We start from the raw sequence: 18,540 nt of genomic DNA, 5'->3' as shown, positions 1-18,540 counted from the left end.
TAATAGCCTTTTTGCTTGCTGGGGGTTCTTGTCCAGATACTCTCTTAATTTACTCATCTCTAATCAGGGGTAAAATTTAATTTTATCATCTTGTTACCCCTCCTTGTTTCTATTTTGGAGATGTCTAATAGGCAATAGGCAAAATGAGCGATCGCACTTCTAACTCCCTTACACCCCAAGAAGCGATCGCATTAATAATTTTACTCCAGATCAAGGGGATTAAAAGTAATTGAAGATTGTGCGCTATGACGAAGATAAAGAATATAAACGATATCCTCTCGAAGGGTGAAAATAATTCTGTATTTATTCCTTGATTTCCCATAAATGATTTGTCTAATTTCTTCAGGAAAATCATCGTTTTCTCTAGCTAAAGCAAAACGTTTTGGCTTATCTTGCAAAGTAGCAATAGTATTCATTAAATCTCTAAACCATTGATCAGCATAATTAGGGTTAAGATTTTTTAACCAAAGATAAGCAGATTCTATTTCTAGTTTAGCATTCTGGGTTAATTTAACTTGAAATTCCATGTTTATGCTGCATTTCTTCGATGAATTGATTTAGGGGTTGTGTGTCACCTGTTGCTATATCTTCTAATCCTTTTTGAATCCCAATAATAGTTTCTAATTTCTCTATAAAATCTAGTAATTTTTGATAAGATACAGCATCTTGTACTACTAATTCGGCTTTCCCATTAATAGTTAAAACAATAGGATTACCTGTTTCTTTCATCTGGGTAATCATTTCATTTGTATTCCGTTTAAAGGTTGAGAGGGATTGAATATCTCGATTTAGATTAATCATGGTTGGGGACTTTGCACTAAATTTGCATTAAATTTAATGTTAGCACAAAATAGCAAAAGCGATCGCACTTCTAACTCTCTTACACCCCAAGAAGCGATCGCATCATCATTAGTTACCTACAAACAGCAATCTATGTTAAAATTACAATAGGAAAAAATATATAACTATTAGTTCAATGGAAATTACCAAATTGTCAAGTCAAGGTCAAGTTACTATTCCTCAAATCTTAAGAGATCAGTATCATTGGGAAGTAGGTCAAGAATTAATCATAATTAATCTGGGTGATGGAATTTTATTAAAACCTAAAAAAACTTTCCCAGAAACAACATTAGATGAAGTTGCTGGGTGTTTGAAGTATCAAGGAAAAGCCAAAACAATTGAAGAAATGGATCAAGCAATTGCTCAGGGAATAGAAGAATTATGGAATCAATGATTGCTATTGATACTAATATTATTGTTAGATTTATTACTAGAGATGATGAAGTACAGTATCAACAAAGTTTAGAATTGTTCAAAAATAAAAATATTTTTATTCCTGATACTGTAATCTTAGAAACTGAATGGGTGTTGCGGTTTGCTTACAAGTTTAAACCTTTAGAAATTTGCCAAGCTTTTAGAAAGGTTTTGGGTTTACCGAATGTTTATTTAACAAATGAAAAGTTGATTTTACAAATTATCGAATGGCATGAAAATGGTGTAGATTTTGCCGATGCTTTTCATTAAGCTTCAAGTAATCATTGTTTAGAATTTTATACTTTTGATGAAAAATTTATTAAAAAGTCTCAAAGTTTATCTATTTCAACAGTAAAACATCCTGACTTGTAAATTAGTGTAGTTAAAGCGATCGCACTCCTAACTCCCTTAGACCCCAAAAAGCGATCGCACCCTCAACACTCCTACAATAAAATAGGTTAAAATAGAAAAGAGTTAAATAATCACCTAATTCATTATGCAACAACAAAGTTTTGATGCAATTTTTGAAAACGGGGTTTTTCGACCCTTAGCTGATTTCCAATTAACAGAAGGTCAAACCGTAAAACTGATTATAGAATCGGAATCTATGAAAAAAACGAAAGGCTTTCCTACAACGGGAATTATTGCTAAACTAACAGCAAATCCTATTGTGATTCCTAACTTTCATTCCTTGACAAGAGAGGAAGCGAATGAGCGTTGGTAAACCTCAACGTTTACATTCCTTACACAAACAAAAGCCGATTTTTGGACATCATCAGGTAAGATATCTATAATAAGCTAAGATTAACTAATTAAAATGACCACTTTTCAAAAAAGTTATCAATTAATTGTTTAGCTTGACTTACTGTTGTTCCTAATAACCTTCCTATTTCATAACTAATACTACCAATCCATTGTTTAAAAGAGCTTTGAGATTTAGTTGTAATACTCCTTTCAAAACTATCCATTTCGTTCAGCTTTTGAATCAAACGTTGTTTTAATAATTGTGTTGTTGAAAGAGCATTTTCTACTTCTGATGCGCTGAAAGTATAGCCACAAGAGCAATTAAAACTGGTGTTCAGTACATACCATTGTTCACTACAACTACAACATTTTGCTTGTCTTTGATATGGTTCAACTAAAACTTCGCCAGGAACTAAACAACAATGATAACTTTTTACCCAAGATTTTTGGCATCTTGGACATTTTGGAAAAGGTAAGGGCATCCATTCACTCATGATCTTAATTTTTTATTTTTCAGTCATAATCAAATCACTAATTAGTTAATCTCCCAACCCTGCTTTCCATCCTTGTTGCCAACCAGCACTAATACCTCTACCGATATCTCTGAAAGTACCGACAATTTGAGCAATGATATAACCAAAAAGTTGGGCAATAGCTTTAAAAGCCCCAGTAACATAAGCTCTGAAACTTGCTTCAGATTTAGCCACAATTCTTAATTCGGCTTCATTCATAGAACTAATTTGATTAATTAGCCTAGCTTTAATTTGGTTTAAATCATCGCTAGGAATATATGTCTCATTTGGCACATATTTTGTCATTTTAAATGTCCTTATTTTAGTTAATATTTATTGAAAATAATGAAATTATTGTTGTTACAACCCTTGTGATTTTAGCCATTTTTCAAAAGCCGCTTTATTATTTGATAATTTGGCAAATTCTTCGGGCGGCATATTAGCAACAATATCTGACATTTTTGAAGGTCTAGGTTGTTGATTTTGTAATCTTTCTTGTCTTTTTTCTGGAGGTAATAATTGAGGATCAACTAATTCCAAAAAGTCAGCTAAAGCTTTACGCGAAGCAACTACCCATCGTCTTTTATTAGGAACCGCATCCATCATGGCATCAAAAAGATGAGGTAAATTGTATCTTCTGTTAGCAGAATAGCCGACAATTGTTCCTCGCCAATTAGGAAGAACTTCATGAATTTTTCTTTTAACATCACGGATTCTTCCTTTGATATTTTCTTCTTGTTCTTCGCTAGGTAAATTAGCTAAAGGATGCCAATGAGTTTCACCAGGATGCACTAAATCTACTTTGTTTAAAGCGATAACCATTCTTTCTAAAAGTCTAGGATTAATTGATTTTAATTCAACTTCGAGATATTCTTGTATTTGGGCGATCGCTCTATTTTGACCATCTAAAATCCATAAAGCTACATCAACATCTTTTAAAATGTTTTCATATAAAGCAATATGTTCTCTTTGTTTAAGGCGACTTTCACCTAATCCGGGCATATCATAGGCGATTAATGCCCCATTAACTCCTTCAAGTTCGTTGAATTTAACTTCAATCCCTCTTGCTGTTTGTGTACAGGCTTCGATATGACTAACTTCTAAACCTGCGTTGAATAGTGCATTGAGAGTAGAGGATTTTCCTACTCCTGTTTCACCAATAAAAGCAAAGCGAGGAGGAGGTTCGTTATCTACCTTATCCTCAATTATTTGATAGATTTCTTCAAAATGTTCCTCTGACATTTGTTGGCCCGGCAGAAGCTCATTGACTAGCCCCTGTAATACGCTTCTTAAATCCATAAATTTTTCTTTCTTTAATTTTTAGGTACTTCTAACATAAACTTGAACTTGAGATTTAACCACTCTAAAAAGAACGGATTTAATCGGGAGTTTTATTACAAAACATTAAATAAAATCGGAAAAGTTCGGAAAAAATCGGATTCTGGTTAGGCTATAATTATTGAAACCTTTATCCTCTATAGTTTTGATGAATGTAAAGGAAGTGTTACAATTTGTAGATCGGCTAGTCGTTGAGAAAACAGGAAAACACCTAGATGATGTGCAAAAGGCTGTAGTTGAGGGAACTTGGCAAAGACAAACCTATGATGATATCGCCCAGAAATGTCATGTTACAGAAGGTCATGTGGGGGATGTGGGGGCTGAATTATGGAAACTTGTATCTGAAGCATTAAATGAGGATATAAGAAAGACTAATTTTCGTTCTACATTTGAAAGATTAAATATTGAATCATGCTCAAACTCCTTAAATGTTTATAATATCAATAATAGTGACAATAATCATTTTTGTCATACACAGGCATTAAGTCAACCTAACAAACAATATCAAGAAAGTGACATAAACACTAAATCTAAATCAGTTTATCACGATTTAACCCTAGCTCCTCAAATAATAAATTTTTACAACCGAGAAACAGAACTTGAAACTCTATCTAATTGGATATTAAAGCAAAATAGTCGTTTAATCTCAGTATTAGGAATATCGGGAATGGGTAAAACCGCTTTGGTTAAAAGGTTTATTGATTTGAACTTAGATCAATTTGAAGTCATTATTTGGAAAAGTTTAAAATATCCTAAACCCTTAGAGTTGCTTATTCAGGATTTATTAAATATTATTAAACCAGAAGAAAAACAAACGATAGATGATCAATTCAAACAATTATTAGATCTGTTAATAGAGAAAAAATGTTTAATTATCCTTGATGATGTGCAGAATATCTTTACTCCGGGTCAATTCGCGGGACAATATCAACCGGAATATCAAAGTTATCAAAACTTTTTTACTTTGATGACGGAAATTGAACATCAGAGTAGTTTAATTTTAATTAGTCAAGAACAATGTGGAGAAATGGAAAGTTTAGATGAGGAATTATATCCGGTTAAGTGTTTAGAATTATCGGGTTTATATGATACTAATATTTTGAATTATAAAGGGTTAAAAAATCAAGAATGTTGGTTAAATTTAATTAATTTATATGAAGGAAATCCTAGTTATTTAAAAAGTATTGCTATTTCAATTAAAAATATATTTGATGGTGATCTTGCTGAGTTCTTAGCTGAGAATGAATTAGTGATTACTCAGGAAATGCGATCGCACTTTAACCAACTCTTTAACCGACTTTCACCGATTGAACAACAAATCGTTTTAAAATTAAGTGAATTTCAGCAACCCTTATCCAGAGAAACATTGAGAGAAAGTGTAGAGTTATCATCAACGGATTTAATTAATGGGTTACAATCTTTACAGCAACGGTATTTACTTGCTAAAATAAAACAGGATAAAATTATGTTTAAATTGTCTTCTATTTTTAGAGGATTTGTAAAAAACTTTAGTTAAGGTTAAAATTATTTATTAAGTACATATTTTTGCTTTGGGCTGCTGAGAGCGATGACGGTTGGACTTCCTCTGTCCTCCTGCTCTCCCAGATAAGCTACCCTCCTTTTTTCCATAGACCTTTAGCAGGCGGGACGCCTGCTCCACAGACCCGCCCTCTTGTTCTTCACAAAATTTACACTTTTTTGTCTCTGCACCGCCCTATACTTCTAAATGTAGGCTATTGCAGGATAATGTTGAACAGGAATTCAAAATGTCAACAGTGAGATGCACACCTCACGATTGAAAGTCTACCGCCATCCAATCGATGAATTTGGGATAAACCCTTTTAGATTTTGGGTTGAATTGTTGTGATAACATCCACAATCTAAAATTCTTGTCTCCTAAGTGAAATTTTTAAGGAATATAGTCTCATGTCCACCAATAGAAAAAAACGCACTCCTTCTACTTCCCGTCCTGCTTCTGCCATTAGTGACAAAGTAAAAGTTACGGTTTCATTAACGGCTGATTCAGCACAACAGATAGAATCCTTGGCTAAAGAATTAGGAGTCTCCAAATCTGAGTTATTTGAACGCCTAGGAAAAGGGGAGTTAAATCTATCTACCAAAACTCCAGAAACAGCACCTTCCACTTCCTCTGAAACGGTAGAAACTGCTAATGTAGAGTCTTCTGATCTTTCCTCTGAGACTGTAGCCTTAAAACAGCAAGTTGAAGAACAAGCTAATACCATTCAACAGTTACAGCAGCAACTGACTAGGATATCAGAATTAGAAGCTCAACTGGCGCAAACCGTTGATTCTGCAACCCATGAAGCCTTAAAACAAGAAGCAGAACAGCAAAAACAAACCATTACTAATCTACACCATCAACTAGAACAAAAAGTAACACAAACCGTTGATGTAGAAGTGTATCAAGCTTTACAAAAAGCCTCAGAACAACAAAAATCAACGATTGCTCAATTACAAACTCAATTAAATCGAATTCCTGAATTAGAACAGGAATTAGCCGGAAAAATTTCAGCCGAAACCCACCAAACCTTGCAAAACGAATTAGAACAACAACGCACCATTGAAGCACAATTAACTCAGCAAATTGAAGCCCTGGAAAAAGAACTTAATGCCAGTAATGGGTCTCTAGCGCAACTGCAAATGAAACAAGAGAAAATTACTGAATTAGAAGTAAAATTAGCTCACAGTATTTCTACAGAAAGTTATTCCCAGCTAGAGCATATTTGTGCAACTCAAAAAGCTCAAATAGCGACAATGGAACAAAAATTAGCGAGTTTAGTTTCTAGTAAAACACAACAGCCGGGAACGACCAATACAACAGTTAATTATGATGCGTTGAAAACCTATTTGCAAGAACAAGATAACTTAATTGACACTTTGCAAAAACGGGTTTTAGAATTGCAAGGATTAGCTTGCTTTGGAGAATCTCAACTGTCTAAATGGCGTTATCGCACCTATAACAGTTAAGCAAAAGAAGGATGGGCTATGCCCATCTTGAATTCCCAAAAACAGAGCATTAACTTGAAACCAGGGCTGAAACCCCCTAAAGGTATAACCAACAGAACAATATTAAAATAAATTAAGTTTTTCCGGTTTTTTGACCGAATCCCTAACACCAGAGGTGTAACAGAACCTAGGATAAAGCGCAGACGGTTTAATCAAAAACACAATTATGGTAACTCTGTACGTTAACCCCGCCACTGGAAACGATTTCAGTTCTGGGGACTCCAATTCCCCCTTTAAAACCTTAAAAAAAGCCCTGTCTCAAGCTCAGTCTGGAACTACAATTTACCTAGAAGCTGGCACTTATAATAGTTTCAGTGGTGAAACTTTCCCCCTAATTGTGCCTTCAGGGGTCATTGTTATGGGGAATGAATCAGGTAAAGGCAGTGGCATTTTAATCGAAGGTAATGGACTCTATACCAGTCCCAGTGCAGCGAGTCAAAATATTACAATTTTGATGGAAAATAACGCCCAATTGCTCGGCGTAACCGTCACCAATATTCAAACTCGTGGAACTGGGGTTTGGATTGAATCTCAATCTCCTATGATTGCCAATTGTACCTTGACTCGCTGTAAACGGGAAGGGATTTATGCAGTGGGTTCAGGAAATCCTCAAATTCTCAATAGTATTTTTACTCAAAATGAAGGGTATGGCCTATCCATTGAAGGGGAAATCAAAGGAGAAATTCAAGGAAATACCTTTCAAAATACCGGATATGGTCTTTCCATTAAAGATCAAGCTGCTCCCTTAATTCGAGATAATGCTATTGTAGAAAATCGCTCTGGATTATTAATTGCAGATCACGCTAAACCGATTTTGCGTCAAAACCTAATTGAACGCAATAGTGGCGATGGTGTTGTCATCCTAAATCAAGCCACACCCGATTTGGGAACCGTGCAAACTCCAGGGGGAAATACCATTCGCAATAATGGCGGTTTTGATGTTCAAAATGCTGGAACTGCCAGCTTAACTTCTTTTGGAAATATTATTAGTCCTACTCGCGTTAAAGGAACTCTACAAGTCGTGACTCAAACTGTACCGATGGCTGCATCTGCCACCTTATTTGTTAATTCTGCCACAGGCAATGATTCTGCTACAGGTGGGCAATCTGACCCCTTAAAAACCATTGCTAAAGCCCTGAGTCGTGCCCAATCAGGAACCGTGATTCAAGTCGCCCCCGGAAGCTATAACGCTGCTAGTGGGGAAGTCTTTCCCTTAATTGTGCCATCGGGAGTCACAATTCTGGGGAATGAAGCTACAAAAGGCCAAGATGTAGTGATTGTCGGGAGTGGTACGTTTACCAGTCCCAGTGCAGCGGCTCAGAATATTACGATTTTGATGCAAAATAACTCGACGGTTAAGGGTGTCAGTGTCACCAATGAGCAAACGCGAGGAACCGGAATTTGGGCAGAATCCGTTTATTGTACCGTTGCCAGTTGTACTTTATCAAAATCCAAACGAGAAGGGTTATTTGCAACAGGAACAGCCATTCCTACGGTACTTAATAGTGATTTTATTCAAAATGTGGGAAATGGTATCGCTTTAGCGGGAAATGCCAAAGGAGAAATTCGGGGGAATAAATTCCAAAATACCGGATATGCGATCGCTGTGCAAGCCTCTGCTGCCCCATTGATTATTGAAAATGAAATTCTGGAAAACCGCTCTGGACTGGTGTTATCAGGACAATCTAAACCCGTATTGCGAAAAAACCAAGTTAAGAAAAATCTTCAAGATGGGTTAACGGTGATTGCTGATTCTGCTCCAGATTTGGGTAATCCTCAAGATAATGGTGGCAATGTATTTGTTGATAATGGCAAATATGATGTGCAAAATGCCAGTAAATTCACCTTAGTTTCAGTGGGAAATCAAATTAACCCAACTCGGACATTAGGAAATATTGAATTTAGTGCTAATCAAAGTCCAACCCCTTCTCCCACCCCAGCACCCAGCCCTGGCCCAACTCCCACACCGACTCCGGCTCCAGGTGGCGCAAAATTCAACGATATTGCGTCTCACTGGGCGAGACCGTTTATTGAACGATTAGCGGATATGGGGATTATTAGCGGGTTCCCCGATGGTTCATTTAAACCCGATGCGACCTTAACTCGCGCCCAACACGCTGCAATGTTGATGAAGGCGTTTACACTCACCCCTATTCGAGAAGCCATCGCCTTTACAGATGTCCCGGCGGATTTCTGGGGGAAAGAAGCCATTAATCAAGCAAATCGGGCAGGTTTTCTGTCGGGTTATCCTGATAAAAGTTTCCGACCGAATCAAAATTTAACTCGCTCTCAAGCTATTGTTTCTTTAGTAAATGGGTTGAAATTAACGGGAGGAACACCAGTTAATTTGAGTGTTTATACTGACCGTGCTCAAATTCCGGCTTTTGCTGTTAATGCCATGATTACCGCAACGGAATTAAATATGGTGGTTAATTACCCGAAAAAAGAGGTATTTAACCCGTTGAGAGATGTCTCCCGTGCGGAAATTGCAGCGATTTTCTATCAAACCTTAGTAGCTGTTAATCGGGCGCAAGCGATTGATTCTCCTTATATTGTTTAATTTCCTCTGGTTCCCTGGTAGAACCAGGGAATCTACTCAGAATTTGGTAAATAGATAATCTTCATACTGCCCAGATAACGTATTCTAAGAATACGTTATCTGGATAAAGATCTAATTCCTTGCTGTAGCACCTTTAACCTATAACCCAAACTTCTTCTTGGCTGATCAACATCTAAACCTTCAATCAGTTTGTCCAACAATAAATTTAACTCAACTCTAGTTTTTTCTTGAAGTATTCTATTAATATCTTGCCCAAGTAAGTAGATATTGGCATCAAGTAACTCAACCACACCCTCTGCAAGTTCATCCAGTAATTCTGTATATACACGTTTATCATCTTCATACCTTGATAAGATAAATTCAATGTCTTCTAAATCTTTGTTAGTACGTTCTCCCCGATCTCCCCAAGCAAAAACTTTGAGAACGATAAAAGCTGGCGTATCAATCACTTTAATTTCCAAGTCATCAATACTAGCAGTTGTTGCATGAAAGAGAGCTTCAGGAAAGCCTAAAACATTCATGGGGTTACCACTATCAGGCCAAACAATTTTTTGATTAGGCTCACCAATTTCTCCAAAGGGGACTATATCAACTTCAATATTGGTTTCTATATGAATAAATTTATGAGCATTTTTTGTGGGTTTAAAACGAGGAGAATTACCACCCATTAAATTGTCACGAAGTTCTTGATAGGCTTCCCAACTCTCTATAGATATTGCCACATCCCAATCCTTAGTTCCCCTACCTTCCCCAAATTTTTGGTCAAAGATCAATAACCTAGCTCCCGCGCCAACCAGAATCATAGGTAACTCTAATGCAGTGACTATATTTACTAAATCAGTCAAAACCTGCTTCTCTTTAGAACCAATCATTCTTTTACGCTATTTCCTCAATATATCGATCATAAATCAGTATAGCAGTTTCTTTTAATCGGCTATTACCCGTCCGTACCAACTCTGCGTGAATTAATAATGGATGAACAATATTCTTCAATCCTCCAAATTCGTTTTGATCATACTGGTCATGTCCAAAACTTTCAAGCAAGGTAATACTGCCTTCAGGATCAGGTTTTAGCTTTAATTTAACTGCTATCTGGCGGTAATCAATATTTTCACCAAGATGCAGTATTGCACTAATAGGACGAAGATATTCAGTTAGAATTGAGGCGGCAAGCTCACCACCGATTAGATAGCCATATTGATCTGCGTATTGTTTTAGCTCATCTTCGATTTCTGAAAAATTCCGTTTTCCAATGGGACTAAATGTTCCGATTAGTAATTTTGAACGTAATCTTTCAGAGTATCCTAACTCCCACCTCTCAAGAAGTTTGACATAATCAATGATTTCGTATCTTCCGTATTTGTAAGTCATGTAATCTAACTCTTGAAGTTTTTTTAAAGTGCTTTTCACCGTTTTTGGACTAACACCAGAAATGTAAGAAATTTGTTCATCAACATTATCCTGCTTTAAAGTATTGGGCTGGCTTAATAAGGCATACATAACTTGCAAAGTAGAGCTAGTAATTTCTAAAGACTTATTTTTACTATCTTTTGAAGCTTGATTACGAACTACTAGATAAATTCCTGGGCTATTCAGATAAATATTTCCATCAACATCAATAAATTCAATATTTCTTTCTAAGAGTTGATCCACAACTAGATTAGACAAACTGCGTGTTACAAGTAGAGGTTTTTGACCAGGCTTTAGTCTGTCACCTAACTTAGTTAAATAATCTGCAACTTGTTCAACGACATCATTTGTGAGACCCGTTTTGATTTCACAGACATAATTGAAAGTATTATGAGAGTTGCTAATTGTTAGCTCTCCATCTGCCAAAACCTCACTAGAAAAATAAGGCTCTCCTAGAATAGTTGCCTTAATATTAGGTAATGATTCAAGATAGGCAAGACACTTTTGGAATAGTGGGTTTTTGGGACGCATTGAACGATTCCCCAGATGACGGAACAAAGTTTAATTATATCTTTAGATTTGTATTTCCGTTCTTTTCAGTCCTCAGCCTATATCCAATTCAAGCAAAACCAAGAATCATTAGGGTCAAATCATCCCATCCTGTTTACTCTGGCTGAGTGTGCTTAAACGTTCTACGATATATAACTGGTTTGTGTGCATTGCTTACGCAGCCTACAATAGAGAAGGTTTATTTTTATTAAAAATCATGAATAATCCTCAAGTTATTTGTATTGGTGAAATGTTGTTTGATCGGTTATCGAATGAATTAGGACAACCGTTAGAACAGGTTAAATCGTGGACAGATTACCCTGGAGGTGCCCCCGCTAATACCGCTTGTGGATTGGTTAAATTGGGGATTTCGACAGCTTTTATCGGGTGTATTGGGGAAGATGCGCCCGGAGAACAATTAGTGGAATTATTAAGGGAAATAGGTGTTAATATTACAGGAGTTCAACGCCATTCTAACGCACCGACTCGGATTGTTTATGTGGTTAGAGATGCAGGCGGCGATCGCAGTTTTGCAGGATTTGGGGATAGAGACACAAGGGAATTTGCAGATACTCATTTACAAGCTGAACTCCTTCCAGAAGTATTATTTAAAACCGCCGAATTTCTGGTTTTAGGAACCTTGGAATTAGCGTATCCAGAAAGTCAAAAAGCGATTTTAAAAGCGATTCAGTTGGCTAAAAAATATCAAGTTAAAGTTTTTATTGATATCAATTGGCGACCGATGTTTTGGTCAAACCCGAATGAAGCGATGGAACTGATTTTAAAGGTTGTTCAAAATGCGGATTTCCTGAAATTAACCAATGAAGAAGCAGAATTATTATTTAATACTATAGAACCCAAAGCGATCGCCCAACAGTTACAAATTCAAGGCGTATTTGTCACCGCCGGAGAACAAGGTTGTGCCTATTATTTAGCCGGAAATTCAGGAAGACTACCCGCATTTTCTGTTAGTGTAGCAGATACCACTGGAGCGGGAGATGGATTTACAGCCGGAATTCTTGATCAATTCTGTAAATTAGGACTAGATGCGATTAATCATGCTATAATAGCTGAAGATATGGTACGGTTTGCGAGTGCAGTTGGGGCATTAACCACAACAAAACCCGGTGCAATTGCGGCTCAACCGACATTAACAGAAGTTGAAATATTTTTAAACAATTCTAAATCTTAATTAATTTTTAAGATAACTATTAAAGCTAAATTAAGTATTAGAATTGGGACGTTTGACCCTGATCCCATCCCCCATTTTAGCAGTTTATTCCTTCCTTCAGATAGAATAGACCCGGATTTTGACTATAATTTTTAATGCCAATTCTAATAAAGATCATGAAAAAATACATTTCTCGCCTATTAGCTCTTGTTCTTGTAGCTGCCATTACCTTAGTCGGATGTGGGGGAAGTCCCTCTGGACTCTTAACAGGCAATTATCCTCAAGATACTTTAGCTGTTGTCGATAGCTTAAGAACCGCTATCCTGTTACCTGAAGATGCACCGAATAAGGCAGAAGCCCAAGGTGAAGCCCGCGAGGTGATTAACGAATTTATTGCCCGTTACCGTCGGGATAGCTCTGTAACGACTCTCTCGTCCTTTACCACCATGCGAACCGCCCTCAACGCCTTAGCAGGTCATTATAGCTCCTATCCTAACCGTCCTATCCCCGATAAATTAAAACAACGTTTGGAACAAGAATTTAAACAAGTTGAAGCTGCCGTCAACCGAGGGGCGTAATCAGTTGTAGGGGCGGGGTTTCCCCCAAAGTCCGTCAACTTCAGGAAAATATAGAAGGCATTTGCAACGGTTAATGCTAGTTGAAGAGGGCGATTAGTAGCCGCCCTCACGACATAATTCTGAAGAACGACAATGTTTCAATGGTAGGGATTGAAATATTGATAGGGGGTAAGAAAGCCCTGAAGGGCTTACTACGGGGGAGGGTTAGCCGTGACTACGTTTATTGATTTCAACTTCGTCTAAAACGGTTTCAGTATCCGGTGCTGGACTTAACCAAAATTGGAATTCTTCTGCAAATCGATGGTTTAAAATCGCCTCTCGAATGCGTTGGGTAAATCGAATTAATTCGGTAACATTATGAATCGAGATTAACGTATAGCCTAAGAGTTCCTTAGCCCGGACTAAATGACTCACATAGGCTCGACTAAAATTTTGACAGGTATAACAGGGACAAGTTTCATCTAACGGTTGAAAATCCTCTCGAAATTGAGCATTTTTTAAATTCAATCGTTCTCCCTTAATTAACGCCGCGCCATGACGGGCTAAACGTGTGGGAATGACACAATCAAATAAATCCACCCCAGCAGCAATGGCTTGAGCCATTTCCCGATAGGTTCCTACCCCCATTAAATAACGGGGTTTATTAAAGGGTAAAATTGGCGTTGTCACCTGAACAATTTTTTCAATTAATGTTACAGGTTCCCCCACACTTACCCCACCAATGGCATATCCAGGTAAATCAAATTCAACTAATTCTTGAGCCGCTTTTTGTCGTAAATCAGAATAAATACCCCCCTGTACAATGGCAAATAAAGCTTGGTCGCTGCGTTGATGGGCATTAATACAACGTTCTAACCAGCGTTTGGTGCGTTCGGTGGCTTTTAAAACCGCTTCTCGACTGGCGGGATAGGGGGGACATTCATCAAAAGCCATAATCACATCTGCCCCTAATTCATTTTGAATTTGGATAGAACGTTCTGGGGTAAAGTTAATGATTTTCCCATCATGGGGAGAACGAAACGTTACTCCGTCTTCGGTGATGGTGCGAATTTCACTTAAACTAAAGACTTGAAACCCCCCAGAATCCGTCAACATCGGGCCATCCCACCCCATAAATCGATGCAAACCTCCGGCGCCCGCCACAATCTTTTCCCCTGGCTGTAAATGCAGGTGATAGGTATTAGATAAAACCATCTGGGCACCTGCATCCTTTAGGTGGGCTGGAGTCAAGGTTTTGACATTGGCTAAGGTTCCCACAGGCATAAATCGCGGGGTTTCAACCCAACCATGGGGGGTATGAAATAACCCAACACGGGCTTTTGTTTGACTACAGCACGCCTGAACTTCAAAGGAAAAAGGGTGTGACATAAAAAACTTAAAAAACAGCTTGGCAAAAGCGGGGTAAAAAATAATTTTCCCCTTTCCTTTTTTATTCTAAGGTTCTGTTGAAACAACAAAGTTAAAATTCTGAGATTCAGCCTTGAGAATTCAGATTTTCTTGCTTTTATCCCTTAGAACGGACAGTCATCCTCATCAATTTGAGCATCCCAATTAGAAGACAAAACTTGATCCATAACCGCATCTAAAGCTGCTGCATTAAAATTGCGATTAAATTGTTCTTGTAAGGGATTGTTTAAAGGAATTAATCTTAATAAACGCCCTCCTTCTTGAACCAGATCAAAATAAGTTTCCTTGTCAGGAGACTGTTTGAGTTCTAAGTAATCAAAACTATAAACATTCAAATACAACGAATGATTCGCAACTAATGTTGCTTGTTGTGGATTAGCAAAAACTTCTAGGATGTATCCTTCTGCTTCAGTGCATATTTGTCCGTCTTGAATATGCAAATAACGGACACGACCTAAATCAACAAGCAGTTTTTGCATATCCCGCTTATTGAGAACGATACCCGTATCGATAATGCACGGAGCAGACACCCTGTAGTTTAGTTGGTCGTAACTCATGGAGCAAAAGCCTCAGATGTAATCTGTGAATGACAGAATGGCAATGATTCTGTTGAATGAAATCTGTAGTTGTCAAGTTATCCCATCCCTAGGTGTAGAGGAATTACGAACAAAGGTGTCTGGCTGTACTGGTCGTTAATTCCAATACGGCTTCCCAATTACGAACCTTAATTGTTTTATTCCTCCGCCATTGATCTTATGGTTTTACTCTAACAATTATTGAGGAAAATGCAAGGCTGAAGTCAGAATTTTAATAAAATTCTTTAACAAGGCTCAAGCTATTCCTACCCATCATTAGAACCATGCTTTTCACTGATATGGTAGATGTTGTCATTGTAGCAAAACTACAACTGTCCAATCGGACAAACCGGGTTTGTAACTCACCTATTCCTTCTCTTATCTGAAATAATCGGAAGGAATTAAAAAGGATGGATTCGTTTTCGAGCAGATGTGTCATTGAACAACCCTGGAGTTGGTAAACTCCGATATGATGTTTTGACTTGACTCAGGCAAAACATAAGTTGTTATTTCAATTCTGGCATAACCTAGAAAATATTTATAGATCTACGCAAATTTAATTTTTTGCTATGTCAGATAATAAGCTGATTCGATCACTTTCTGAATTTTTCCAGCGACAGGGTGCAGCGTTAGCGGCGGCAATTGCCTTTTATACCTGTTTCCCTATCCCCCTATCTTGGTCGTTGGAGTTTCGAGGAATTGCCCGTTTTGCCCCAGTGATTGGGATATTAATCGGCGGAATTTTAAGCTTAATTGATGGGGGATTATTCCTACTCGGTTGTCCGGTATTTACCCGTTGTGTCTTAGTCATTCTAGCCGGAATTGGGATCACCGGAGGATTACATTTAGATGGAGCAATGGATACGGCTGATGGTTTAGCCGTGGGCGATCCGAATCGACGCTTAGAGGTGATGACCGATAGTGTGACGGGGGCTTTTGGGGTGATGGCCGCGATCGCAATTATATTATTAAAGGTTTCTGCTTTACAAGATTTGAGTGCGGATCGAGGCTTAATTTTAATGGCGGTGGCTGGATGGGGACGTTGGGGACAGTTAGTGGCGATCGCTCGTTATCCTTATTTGAAAGCCACCGGAAAAGGAGCCTTTCACAAGGATACTCCCTATTCCTCCTGGGATTTAGTTCCCGGTGCACTATTGTTAATCGGCTTAAGTGGGATTATTGTGCTTCTCCATCCTCAGCATTGGTTAGTGGCTGTAGGTCTAGCTTTAGGGGGAAGTGCGATCGCCATTTTAAGCGGGGCTTGGTTTAATGCTCGTCTGGGAGGACACACCGGAGATACTTATGGGGCCGTTGTTGAATGGACAGAAGCCTTGCTTTTAGTTTGGGTGGTTGCCTTACAAGGATAGTCATCAGTTATCAGTTATCAGTTATCAGTCAAGAAGTGGGCAGTTGTTAACGTTTACAACTTATTACGGCTGAAATTTTAACCCTTAACTCTTACACTGATAACTGTTAACTGATAACTGATAACTGATTATTACTTCGCTTCGATCCAAACTTTAAGTCCTTCTACCCGTAGACCTTGACCTTTTGTGCCGCAGTATTGGCCGTTGGTGCAGACGGGAACATCGCCTTTATTTTGGATGTGGGCTGTATAGAAAACCGTGTAGTTTGCAGCTTGGGGGCCGGTGAGTTCAATCATAAATCCCTCAATTTGTCGGTTTTTTCCCCGTTCTCCTACTAATTGTCCTTCGGAAATCCAGGGGGTATCCCCAACGTTGGCAATATGAGCCATATAGCGCAGACTTAAACCCGCAATGGGGGGATCAATGTTAATTTGCAGAGCTTCTAAACGCCGTCCTTGACCTCGTGTTCCGGCGTATTCTCTGGCGGTAAAGGTGCGATCGCCTAAACCTTGTAAATGGACTAAAATTTTTAAATTAATATTAGAAAGGGTTGCCTTTTCTTGGGGTTTAGATACAAGGGGTGCATTGCCAAAAACAATATTTTTCCCATCAATAGTTGGAGGTAATTTGGTAACATCAATACTGGGAACAATAATTAATTCTGGACTAGCCGATCCTTGGGGCTCGTCCAAGATCACAATATCAGGAATTTGTGGTTTAGGAACGGTTGCAACTGGGGCGGGAGGTTGAACGGTGAAATTAATTTTTCTTCTGGAAATTGCCACACCCAGAGACTTACCAAAGGCTTTAGTAATTTGTTCTTCTAAAATTGCCCATTGATTATCATCTAATTGATCTTGTTTTTCGACTAGATTTACTAAAGCCACTAACGGATGATTTCCAGCCGCTAAGGCTTCGGCGACAGAATGCAGTTGGTTGGTTTGTTGAGTAATAGATTGTTGGAATTCTCTGGCTTGATTTTGAGCGGTTTGTAAGGGGGGAAAATCCTTTTGTTCGCTGTGAGTCAGAGAGAGAACTTGCTCTAAAATTTGCAACGCTTGTTGGTGAGTCTTCTGATGTCCAGGGGTGGCGGTTAAGGTTTGTAATAAATTCTGTAACTGTTTTACAGAGGTTGCTTGAGCAGCACCTTGTTGTCCTTGGGCGACGAATTTTTGTTGAATTTCGCTAAAGTCTTTAGAGTAAGCAATTACTTCATCCACTAAGCTTTTTGCTGGGGGAGTTCCTGCGGTTTTGAGGTGTTGTGCAGCTTCGGTAAGACGACTCCCTAAATTAGGATAGCGTTGAGATAATGCAGTCAGTTGTTGTTTTAAGGTTTCGTAAGTCGGTTCCACAAAGAGTAATCCTCCTAGTTCAAAGTTGGGTACAGCATCGTTGAATCTTTTCTATCTTTCATTGTACTCTAAAGGTAAGGATAATTGACAACAACTAAAAGATTGACGATGTTGAGAAGTTACACCATACTGTTGAATGGCTTGACGGTGTTTTGCAGTTCCGTAACCTTTATTTTGTTTTAAATCATATTGAGGATATTTTTCCGCTAAACGAGTAATTAATTCATCTCGCCAAACTTTGGCGACAATACTGGCGGCTGCAATTACCAAAGATGTACTATCACCTTTGATGATGGTTTGTTGGGGAATGAATAATTGAGGAATTTTTTGATTCCCATCAATTAAACAAAGTTCGGGTTGGGGATTTAACTTAAAAATAGCGCGTTTCATGGCTAATAATGTCGCTTGTAAAATATTGAAGCGATCAATTTCTCGCACAGAAGCCCAACCAATTTTACAATCAATGGCGATCGCTTTGATTTCCAGGGCTAACCGCGATCGCACCCCAGGGGTTAATTTCTTACTATCTTTCACCCCAGCACGGGTTAATTGGGTCATACTATTTTCAGATAAAATCACGGCTGCTGCTACCACAGGGCCAAATAAAGCACCTCGTCCAACTTCATCCACTCCTGCGATTAAAATCGGAGTTGGAGAATCATCTTCTATCATTTCCTTCAAATTTAGACTTGCTAT

Annotated in this window: 20 protein-coding genes; 9 read left to right on the top strand and 11 right to left on the bottom strand. The window is 38.1% G+C overall.

All coding sequences use genetic code 11. From position 1 onward, the window contains the following. Positions 1-200: 200 nt before the first annotated feature. Together H6G57_RS24875 and H6G57_RS24870 are read right to left on the bottom strand one after the other, a co-directional pair. The gene (locus H6G57_RS24875) at positions 201-527 is read right to left on the bottom strand and encodes a type II toxin-antitoxin system RelE/ParE family toxin (RefSeq protein WP_190523535.1); all 327 of its coding nucleotides are present in this window, start codon (positions 525-527) and stop codon (positions 201-203) included. Then, complete coding sequence (locus tag H6G57_RS24870; RefSeq protein ID WP_190523532.1) at positions 511-801, bottom strand: type II toxin-antitoxin system Phd/YefM family antitoxin; 291 nt, start codon at positions 799-801, stop codon at positions 511-513. The genes H6G57_RS24875 and H6G57_RS24870 overlap by 17 nt, the downstream gene beginning before the upstream one ends. Before the next feature lie 175 nt (positions 802-976). Between H6G57_RS24870 and H6G57_RS24865 the strand changes: the two genes are divergently transcribed. The 3 genes from H6G57_RS24865 to H6G57_RS24855 all read left to right on the top strand — a co-directional run bounded on the left by H6G57_RS24865 (position 977) and on the right by H6G57_RS24855 (position 1,978). Further along, complete coding sequence (locus H6G57_RS24865; protein WP_190523530.1) at positions 977-1,234, top strand: AbrB/MazE/SpoVT family DNA-binding domain-containing protein; 258 nt, start codon at positions 977-979, stop codon at positions 1,232-1,234. Then, entirely contained in the window at positions 1,222-1,524 is a 303-nt protein-coding gene (locus H6G57_RS24860; protein WP_242049087.1) for a type II toxin-antitoxin system VapC family toxin, read from the top strand. The genes H6G57_RS24865 and H6G57_RS24860 overlap by 13 nt, the downstream gene beginning before the upstream one ends. A gap of 226 nt (positions 1,525-1,750) precedes the next feature. Continuing rightward, the gene (locus H6G57_RS24855; protein WP_190523528.1) at positions 1,751-1,978 is read left to right on the top strand and encodes an antitoxin family protein; all 228 of its coding nucleotides are present in this window, start codon (positions 1,751-1,753) and stop codon (positions 1,976-1,978) included. A gap of 88 nt (positions 1,979-2,066) precedes the next feature. Here the strand turns inward: H6G57_RS24855 and H6G57_RS24850 are convergent, their stop codons facing one another. Genes H6G57_RS24850 through H6G57_RS24840 form a run of 3 tightly spaced genes read right to left on the bottom strand, consistent with a single transcriptional unit; the run spans position 2,067 to position 3,809 of the window. Continuing rightward, positions 2,067-2,492, bottom strand: coding sequence for a hypothetical protein (locus H6G57_RS24850; RefSeq protein WP_190523526.1), 426 nt, complete (start codon positions 2,490-2,492; stop codon positions 2,067-2,069). 45 nt (positions 2,493-2,537) lie between these two features. After that, positions 2,538-2,816 carry a hypothetical protein gene (locus H6G57_RS24845; protein WP_190523524.1) on the bottom strand — a complete coding sequence of 93 codons (279 nt, stop codon included), beginning with the start codon at positions 2,814-2,816 and terminating at the stop codon, positions 2,538-2,540. Positions 2,817-2,870: 54 nt separating this feature from the next. After that, positions 2,871-3,809 carry a GTPase family protein gene (locus H6G57_RS24840; RefSeq protein WP_190523522.1) on the bottom strand — a complete coding sequence of 313 codons (939 nt, stop codon included), beginning with the start codon at positions 3,807-3,809 and terminating at the stop codon, positions 2,871-2,873. Positions 3,810-3,996: 187 nt separating this feature from the next. Here H6G57_RS24840 and H6G57_RS24835 point away from each other — a divergent pair, with 187 nt between their 5' ends. The 3 genes from H6G57_RS24835 (at position 3,997) to H6G57_RS24825 (ending at position 9,435) form a co-directional block, all read left to right on the top strand. Further along, positions 3,997-5,364, top strand: coding sequence for an AAA family ATPase (locus H6G57_RS24835; RefSeq protein ID WP_190523520.1), 1,368 nt, complete (start codon positions 3,997-3,999; stop codon positions 5,362-5,364). Between the two features lie 410 nt (positions 5,365-5,774). Then, positions 5,775-6,836, top strand: a complete 1,062-nt coding sequence (locus tag H6G57_RS24830) for a ribbon-helix-helix protein, CopG family (RefSeq protein ID WP_190523518.1) — start codon at positions 5,775-5,777, stop codon at positions 6,834-6,836. 205 nt (positions 6,837-7,041) lie between these two features. Next, positions 7,042-9,435 carry a DUF1565 domain-containing protein gene (locus tag H6G57_RS24825; RefSeq protein ID WP_190523515.1) on the top strand — a complete coding sequence of 798 codons (2,394 nt, stop codon included), beginning with the start codon at positions 7,042-7,044 and terminating at the stop codon, positions 9,433-9,435. A gap of 95 nt (positions 9,436-9,530) precedes the next feature. Here H6G57_RS24825 and H6G57_RS24820 read toward each other — a convergent pair whose 3' ends face one another. Together H6G57_RS24820 and H6G57_RS24815 are read right to left on the bottom strand one after the other, a co-directional pair. Then, on the bottom strand, positions 9,531-10,307 hold the full coding sequence (locus H6G57_RS24820) for a nucleotidyl transferase AbiEii/AbiGii toxin family protein (RefSeq protein ID WP_190523513.1): 777 nt from the start codon (positions 10,305-10,307) through the stop codon (positions 9,531-9,533). Between the two features lie 4 nt (positions 10,308-10,311). Beyond that, complete coding sequence (locus H6G57_RS24815; protein WP_190523511.1) at positions 10,312-11,376, bottom strand: type IV toxin-antitoxin system AbiEi family antitoxin; 1,065 nt, start codon at positions 11,374-11,376, stop codon at positions 10,312-10,314. Between the two features lie 235 nt (positions 11,377-11,611). On the opposite strand from H6G57_RS24815, the gene H6G57_RS24810 reads away from it, so the two are divergent. Next, a complete protein-coding gene (locus tag H6G57_RS24810; RefSeq protein WP_190523509.1) occupies positions 11,612-12,586 on the top strand; it encodes a carbohydrate kinase in 975 nt (324 codons plus the stop codon). 155 nt (positions 12,587-12,741) lie between these two features. Continuing rightward, positions 12,742-13,143: a photosystem II protein Psb27 gene (gene psb27, locus H6G57_RS24805; protein WP_190523507.1), complete on the top strand. Its 402-nt coding sequence runs from the start codon at positions 12,742-12,744 to the stop codon at positions 13,141-13,143. Positions 13,144-13,347: 204 nt separating this feature from the next. Here the strand turns inward: psb27 and tgt are convergent, their stop codons facing one another. After that, complete coding sequence (tgt, locus tag H6G57_RS24800; protein WP_190523505.1) at positions 13,348-14,511, bottom strand: tRNA guanosine(34) transglycosylase Tgt; 1,164 nt, start codon at positions 14,509-14,511, stop codon at positions 13,348-13,350. Positions 14,512-14,654: 143 nt separating this feature from the next. Continuing rightward, on the bottom strand, positions 14,655-15,107 hold the full coding sequence (locus H6G57_RS24795) for a hypothetical protein (protein ID WP_190523504.1): 453 nt from the start codon (positions 15,105-15,107) through the stop codon (positions 14,655-14,657). A gap of 587 nt (positions 15,108-15,694) precedes the next feature. Here H6G57_RS24795 and cobS point away from each other — a divergent pair. Then, a complete protein-coding gene (gene cobS / locus H6G57_RS24790) occupies positions 15,695-16,492 on the top strand; it encodes an adenosylcobinamide-GDP ribazoletransferase (RefSeq protein WP_190523502.1) in 798 nt (265 codons plus the stop codon). Between the two features lie 131 nt (positions 16,493-16,623). On the opposite strand, the gene H6G57_RS24785 is transcribed toward cobS, so the two are convergent. Together H6G57_RS24785 and H6G57_RS24780 are read right to left on the bottom strand one after the other, a co-directional pair. Then, on the bottom strand, positions 16,624-17,844 hold the full coding sequence (locus tag H6G57_RS24785; protein ID WP_190523499.1) for a hydrogenase: 1,221 nt from the start codon (positions 17,842-17,844) through the stop codon (positions 16,624-16,626). Positions 17,845-17,895: 51 nt separating this feature from the next. Beyond that, the gene (locus H6G57_RS24780; protein WP_190523497.1) at positions 17,896-18,516 is read right to left on the bottom strand and encodes a ribonuclease HII; all 621 of its coding nucleotides are present in this window, start codon (positions 18,514-18,516) and stop codon (positions 17,896-17,898) included. Between the last annotated feature and the right edge of the window lie 24 nt (positions 18,517-18,540).

The sequence above is a fragment of the Planktothrix sp. FACHB-1365 genome (assembly GCF_014697575.1).
Taxonomy (GTDB): Bacteria; Cyanobacteriota; Cyanobacteriia; order Cyanobacteriales; family Microcoleaceae; genus Planktothrix.
Note: the sequence above shows the minus strand (reverse complement) of the source record. Positions and strands in the feature narration are given on the sequence as shown.

Excerpts from the sequence above, each read along its gene's own strand:
- H6G57_RS24815 (WP_190523511.1), bottom strand. The coding sequence starts at position 11,376 with ATGCGTCCCAAAAACCCACTATTCCAAAAGTGTCTTGCCTATCTTGAA.
- psb27 (WP_190523507.1), top strand. The coding sequence starts at position 12,742 with ATGAAAAAATACATTTCTCGCCTATTAGCTCTTGTTCTTGTAGCTGCC.
- H6G57_RS24835 (WP_190523520.1), top strand. The coding sequence starts at position 3,997 with ATGAATGTAAAGGAAGTGTTACAATTTGTAGATCGGCTAGTCGTTGAG.
- H6G57_RS24780 (WP_190523497.1), bottom strand. The coding sequence starts at position 18,516 with ATGATAGAAGATGATTCTCCAACTCCGATTTTAATCGCAGGAGTGGAT.
- H6G57_RS24795 (WP_190523504.1), bottom strand. The coding sequence starts at position 15,107 with ATGAGTTACGACCAACTAAACTACAGGGTGTCTGCTCCGTGCATTATC.
- H6G57_RS24840 (WP_190523522.1), bottom strand. The coding sequence starts at position 3,809 with ATGGATTTAAGAAGCGTATTACAGGGGCTAGTCAATGAGCTTCTGCCG.
- H6G57_RS24830 (WP_190523518.1), top strand. The coding sequence starts at position 5,775 with ATGTCCACCAATAGAAAAAAACGCACTCCTTCTACTTCCCGTCCTGCT.
- H6G57_RS24870 (WP_190523532.1), bottom strand. The coding sequence starts at position 801 with ATGATTAATCTAAATCGAGATATTCAATCCCTCTCAACCTTTAAACGG.
- H6G57_RS24810 (WP_190523509.1), top strand. The coding sequence starts at position 11,612 with ATGAATAATCCTCAAGTTATTTGTATTGGTGAAATGTTGTTTGATCGG.
- tgt (WP_190523505.1), bottom strand. The coding sequence starts at position 14,511 with ATGTCACACCCTTTTTCCTTTGAAGTTCAGGCGTGCTGTAGTCAAACA.
- H6G57_RS24825 (WP_190523515.1), top strand. The coding sequence starts at position 7,042 with ATGGTAACTCTGTACGTTAACCCCGCCACTGGAAACGATTTCAGTTCT.
- H6G57_RS24820 (WP_190523513.1), bottom strand. The coding sequence starts at position 10,307 with ATGATTGGTTCTAAAGAGAAGCAGGTTTTGACTGATTTAGTAAATATA.
- H6G57_RS24855 (WP_190523528.1), top strand. The coding sequence starts at position 1,751 with ATGCAACAACAAAGTTTTGATGCAATTTTTGAAAACGGGGTTTTTCGA.
- H6G57_RS24875 (WP_190523535.1), bottom strand. The coding sequence starts at position 527 with ATGGAATTTCAAGTTAAATTAACCCAGAATGCTAAACTAGAAATAGAA.
- cobS (WP_190523502.1), top strand. The coding sequence starts at position 15,695 with ATGTCAGATAATAAGCTGATTCGATCACTTTCTGAATTTTTCCAGCGA.
- H6G57_RS24865 (WP_190523530.1), top strand. The coding sequence starts at position 977 with ATGGAAATTACCAAATTGTCAAGTCAAGGTCAAGTTACTATTCCTCAA.
- H6G57_RS24850 (WP_190523526.1), bottom strand. The coding sequence starts at position 2,492 with ATGAGTGAATGGATGCCCTTACCTTTTCCAAAATGTCCAAGATGCCAA.
- H6G57_RS24860 (WP_242049087.1), top strand. The coding sequence starts at position 1,222 with ATGGAATCAATGATTGCTATTGATACTAATATTATTGTTAGATTTATT.
- H6G57_RS24845 (WP_190523524.1), bottom strand. The coding sequence starts at position 2,816 with ATGACAAAATATGTGCCAAATGAGACATATATTCCTAGCGATGATTTA.